The 4,950-nt window shown below is 48.1% G+C and carries 5 protein-coding genes; 1 reads left to right on the top strand and 4 read right to left on the bottom strand.

Annotated features, from left to right (window positions below; translation table 11 throughout):
* Nucleotides 1-263: 263 nt before the first annotated feature.
* The 3 genes from RMO27_RS13140 to RMO27_RS13130 form a co-directional block, all read right to left on the bottom strand.
* Nucleotides 264-908, bottom strand: a complete 645-nt coding sequence (locus tag RMO27_RS13140; RefSeq protein ID WP_309733167.1) for a DUF6559 family protein — start codon at nucleotides 906-908, stop codon at nucleotides 264-266.
* A 57-nt stretch (nucleotides 909-965) separates the two neighbouring features.
* Nucleotides 966-1,781, bottom strand: coding sequence for a hypothetical protein (locus RMO27_RS13135; RefSeq protein ID WP_309733165.1), 816 nt, complete (start codon nucleotides 1,779-1,781; stop codon nucleotides 966-968).
* An 86-nt stretch (nucleotides 1,782-1,867) separates the two neighbouring features.
* Nucleotides 1,868-2,563: a hypothetical protein gene (locus tag RMO27_RS13130; protein WP_309733163.1), complete on the bottom strand. Its 696-nt coding sequence runs from the start codon at nucleotides 2,561-2,563 to the stop codon at nucleotides 1,868-1,870.
* Between the two features lie 181 nt (nucleotides 2,564-2,744).
* Between RMO27_RS13130 and sixA the strand changes: the two genes are divergently transcribed.
* Nucleotides 2,745-3,290 (top strand): phosphohistidine phosphatase SixA, encoded by a 546-nt coding sequence (sixA, locus tag RMO27_RS13125; RefSeq protein WP_309733162.1) that lies wholly within the window; start codon nucleotides 2,745-2,747, stop codon nucleotides 3,288-3,290.
* 100 nt (nucleotides 3,291-3,390) lie between these two features.
* Here the strand turns inward: sixA and RMO27_RS13120 are convergent.
* On the bottom strand, nucleotides 3,391-4,950 hold a 1,560-nt coding region (locus tag RMO27_RS13120; RefSeq protein ID WP_309733159.1), incomplete at its 5' end, for an iron uptake porin.

Raw genomic sequence — 4,950 nt, 5'->3', positions numbered from 1 at the left:
CGATCGCGGCGATGAGTGCGATAACTAGGAAAAATGGCAATGCTTTCATTCGGTTCAACCCCAACACAATGTGATGATGCTCTTAGTATTCCCCGCTTAGAGACACTTCAACCTGAATGCGCTAGTTCCGAAGAAAGCCTACCAAATCGGCATCGATCTTAAAATCGTTGGCGTAAGCGCAAAGCGCAGGCGTCTCGTTCGCGAAGCGTCTCGGAGAGAAGAGAAGCCTACCGGAGGTAATCGACTAGCTAACTTAAATTGACTCAATCACCACCACCGCCACCGCCACCACTATCGCTACCACCGCCACTATCGCTGCTGCTGTAGTCACTACTACCAGTGTCCGTGCTGCTCCCACCACCAAAGTCGCCCAGACTAAACCATGATGAGCCACTATTATCTGCTGTGGGTTCAATACTAATATTGCTAAATCGATCGCAGTTGTCGATGACTTCCGCTGCATCAAAGGTAGTACCACTGGGGAAAATAAACCCAAAGGCATCAGCAATTTCACTCCGCATGGAGTTATAGTCGCAGGATTCGCCGATCGAGCGGTGATAGTCTCCAAAGTCATCTTCAGAGCAATACAGTGCAAAGGCATAACAATCATCCTGCGAACTATAGCCGCTAGCTTGGACAGTCTGCTTGACTTGAGCGGGAGTATATCTTGGCTGGTTGCCATAGCGGTTGCGGAGTTCGGGGCCGACATGCTTGACATATTTGTGGACGGCGACACGTTGGCGATCGGATTTTGCACCGGTGGCGGCACGATTGGCAGATCTTTTAATAGCTGGGTGATAAATGGCTCTACTGCTTCGCGATCGCCACCAGCTAACTAGCGCAATTAGCAACAGTATCAGTCCCAAAACTAGCCCAATCGTCCCCAGGATATTTGACAAGCTTTGCATAATATTCGGCTGTTATTATTGTTTGGGCACCGCTTTGAGACGATCGCTCAGATCGATCTAAGGCATCCACTCGACGCCGATTCCCACGCGACTATCGTAGTTTTCCTTGGCATTTTGCTGTTGGATATCCGTAGACAAGCGGAGATGATTGGTGAGGGCATAGCCGACGGAGAGCGTAGTCAGACCAGTTTCGGTACTGCTACCCAAGCCCACCCAGCTTTGACTCAGCGCGATATCGGCACCGCCGCCACGCGAGGGCACGAGCATCAGTTTGAGGCCGAGATTGAGGCCGTCGCGGTTGTATTTATCAGTTTGGAGATGGCGAAAGCCGACGATCGGGGTGATATTAATATAACCACCCAAAGGTAGTAGATAGTATTGCGCGTCTACCCCGTAAGCACTGCGGCTACCACCTGAATTGTAATTGGCACTGGCTGAAAGTCCACTGCGTCCTAAGAAGACATCATCTACTGCCAGATGAAATCCGCCGGTTTGGGCGGTGGATGGATATTGCGAGTAGCCTACTTTGACCCGCGTCCGAAAACTGGGGTCGTTTTTAATCTCATCCAGGACATCAGGAATCCCTTTGAGCCATTTTTGCAAAACCGGACTACCATTAATAATTTCGGGACTGAGATCGATGGCGTTGTTAGTGCTTGCTGGCGGGGTCTGCGCTGGAGCGGGAGTGGGAGTTGGCTGTTGCGCGACCAGATTGGATTGGAGATCGAGAGTCTGGAGATTGCCCAGTTCAGCAGCAGCAGGATTGGCAATACTGGGCGAGATCTGTCCCCACCAGCCCAGACAGACGATCGTGCCCATGACTGTTTGACACCAACTTCCCAGCCTCAAATGATGATGATTTCGGTTTAGCAATTTACTTGAGTGGCGATCGCCTTACGGCGTGCTCGTGCGACCTGGATACCGTCATATTTTAGCATTGGGTCGAAGTTACTTGTAGTCTAGTCTTCGCGGTTGCTACCGATCGTGTCGATCGGTGACTGCGAGCCAAAATCATCGCCAACAGTCGCTACTGAGTTAAAATCGGGCAGATCGGGCGATCGATCCGCTAACAGCGCAAACCGCGCCGCAGCATCCTGCCTGTGAACTAAGCGTTGGTAGCCGGACTTGATCGAGCCTTGGGCTTGGTAGCAATAAGCCGCCACGATAAACCAGGCACCAAACCAGGATTTTGATTCAAAGCCGTAGCCATCGAGATTACATAGTAAAGCTTGACTGATCCCACTCCAAGCGGGATTGCCACAAATTCCCAGACTGTGAGTACACAATGCGACGACCCCAAACGACGCGGTGATCGTCAACGTGGCATAAGCACCCGATCCTAGCGCACGCGCATTCGGATACCATGTTGAGGCGGATTGGTACCTAATCGCCCGACCCCAATTGAACAGAAAAGCAAACATTAAGCTAGGTAGTAATAAACTAGCGACAATCACTAACGCGCCGATCGGGTATTGAAGATCTTCGACGATCGCCTTGACCGCAAATTGCCAACTAGTCCCTAAAAAGTTACCGATCGGCAACCCAAAAGGTAATAAAATCAGTGTCTGAATCCAAGCTTTGCGCTTGGGTAAAAAAGTTTCCCAATGAAACCGCCGTTTTGGTCTTACAACCTCGTTAAGATTTGATTCTGTCATCACTACTGCACCTTCGATCGAATCGATATACCTACCATCTATCTTAGAATTCCCTATCGATACCTTGATGTATCAATGAATAATAAATCGTAAACAAGTTACCCACTAGTGATTATCGCATCAAGATGTGATATTTGTTGCACTAAGATTAATAATAAGTATCAAAAAGTCTGCAAATCATATGTATCTATACTTAATTCGGCATGGCATTGCTGGCGATTTAGAGTCCGTTACTCCAACCGACAATGATTTGTCTACCCAGAAGACGATCGATCTCGATGAGCTAAGATCGCTTACTAAAGTAGGACGCAAAAAAATCGCACAAGTTGCCGATCGATTGGCAAAATTAGATGTGACGTTCGATCTGATTATCACCAGTCCCCTCGTCCGCGCGCGCCAAACTGCCGAGATCCTCAGCGACCGGCAAATTAGTACTCAATTGCAGGTGTCTGAGGATTTGAAACCGATGGGCAATCTGCCCGCATGGTTGATGTGGTGGCAAGCCCGCACGTTCGATGATCCGATCTCGACCCTCGCTGTCGTCGGGCACGAACCTAATTTAAGTCACTGGGCGGAATTATTTATATTTGGGAAAGTTGTCGATCGATTAGTGCTCAAGAAAGGTGGCATCATTGGACTAAAATTTGATGACGATCGTCTGGCGATTGGCACAGCCCAACTGATCTGTTTGCTGACACCTAAATATTTAGTAGATAGCAAAATTTAGCCCGAATATTTTAGAGATATTTACACTCATAACAAAACCCAACTTCTTCAAGAAGTTGGGTGAGTAATAGCTTGCTGCTAGCTAGATCGAGTTAATTTGATTAGAACGTAAACGTAGTTCTGATTACACCAATTAACGCACCACCATTAGCAGTACTTTGGTTGGGTGCAGTCAGATAAATCAAACCAGGGGTAATGCTGAGATTATCACTGTACTTGTATTTGTAGAAACCTTCGAGATGGTATGGCGTAGTCCCCACACCACCAACATAAGGCTCGGCACCAACTAATAAGCCGATTAAATTACCTTTACCATCAAAGTTCGGGAAGGAAACGCCCGCACCATAACTCCAGATATTTTCGTTACCAATAGTCGCTTTATTAGCATTGGTATTGACCAAAAAGCCATTGAAAGCGAGCGTATCGCTAGCTCTGTAGACAAAGGAGGCACCGTAGGAATTGGCATTAGCACCAGCATTATTAGCATTAGCTAGACCAGTACCTACCAAGCCAGTACCTACCGAGGCCGAAGTACCACCAAAACCATAGATCGGGTTGGTACCAGCATGATAGCTGTTAACATAAGTCAGACCAGCATCGAACTTTTCGCTGAGTTTAAAGTTCAACTGTCCGAGCAGGGCATAGTCACCATTGAATAAACCCGCGCCAGATCTAGGATTGTTTGAAGCACCGCCAGCTAGATAACCTACCGATACACCAGTAAGTCCCCGCTCAGCCAGAGGGAAAGTGGTACCAATTCCCGCACCACCACCAACTTTGTAGATCGGGTTAGATTCGGCAAAGTTAGACAGTGCGCCATTACCGCCAGTTACATCCTCAAAATTTGAGCCGTAGGTAGCGGCATAATCAGCATGAATACCGTTAAAAGCTGGTACGTAAACATTGGTATTGCCGACGGGGAACTGATAGGCTAACCAGTCGATACCGACAGCATTATTAGCATTTAATTCAGATACTTGCGCACCTTCAGCCGTTGGGCCATTTCGCAATTGGCTGTTGATCCCAGGTTGGTTGCCAGTCGCTAACCGCGTCCAGAGGCGGTCTTTACCACTAAAGCTAGTTTCAAATAATAACCGGACGCGATCGCCAAAGACCGTGTTATTGGAGTTGGAACCACTCAAAGCACCAGTGACGTTGAAAATTGCTTCGCCTTTGAGTTTGGTAGTAGTGGAAAATTGGTTAGCTTGCAATTGAGCGACTTTTTTGTCGGTGGCGACGAGACGACCATCAATTTCGGCTAGTTGAGCGCGATACTCTTGAGTCAATCGTTGGAGGACTTCGAGATCTGCCCGAGTGACACCACTAGGTTGCTGTGCCAGCATGGGTTCGACTCTATTCAAGCAAGCGTTCAAACCGCGTGCAAATTCAAGCTGGGAAACTGGTTTATCGTTGAGGTTGGGATTACAACCGTATTTAGTTGCCAAACCTTGGAGGGATTTATATTGCCAGTCGCTAGGTTTGACGATATCGGTTTCCGATCGATCGTCGGCTGAAGTTGGTTCGGTAGCAGCCATTTTCACTGGCGTTGCACCACTAGCTTTGTTCAAGATTAAGTTGTTAACGGGCGACCTAGCAACTTCAGTGCTTGTGGGTGCAGCCATTACGCCAGTAGTAAGTAATAGCATTGTGCCTAAAAGCAC

The organism is Chamaesiphon sp. OTE_75_metabat_556 (genome assembly GCF_031378165.1).
GTDB lineage: Bacteria > Cyanobacteriota > Cyanobacteriia > Cyanobacteriales > Chamaesiphonaceae > Chamaesiphon.
Note: the sequence above shows the minus strand (reverse complement) of the source record. Positions and strands in the feature narration are given on the sequence as shown.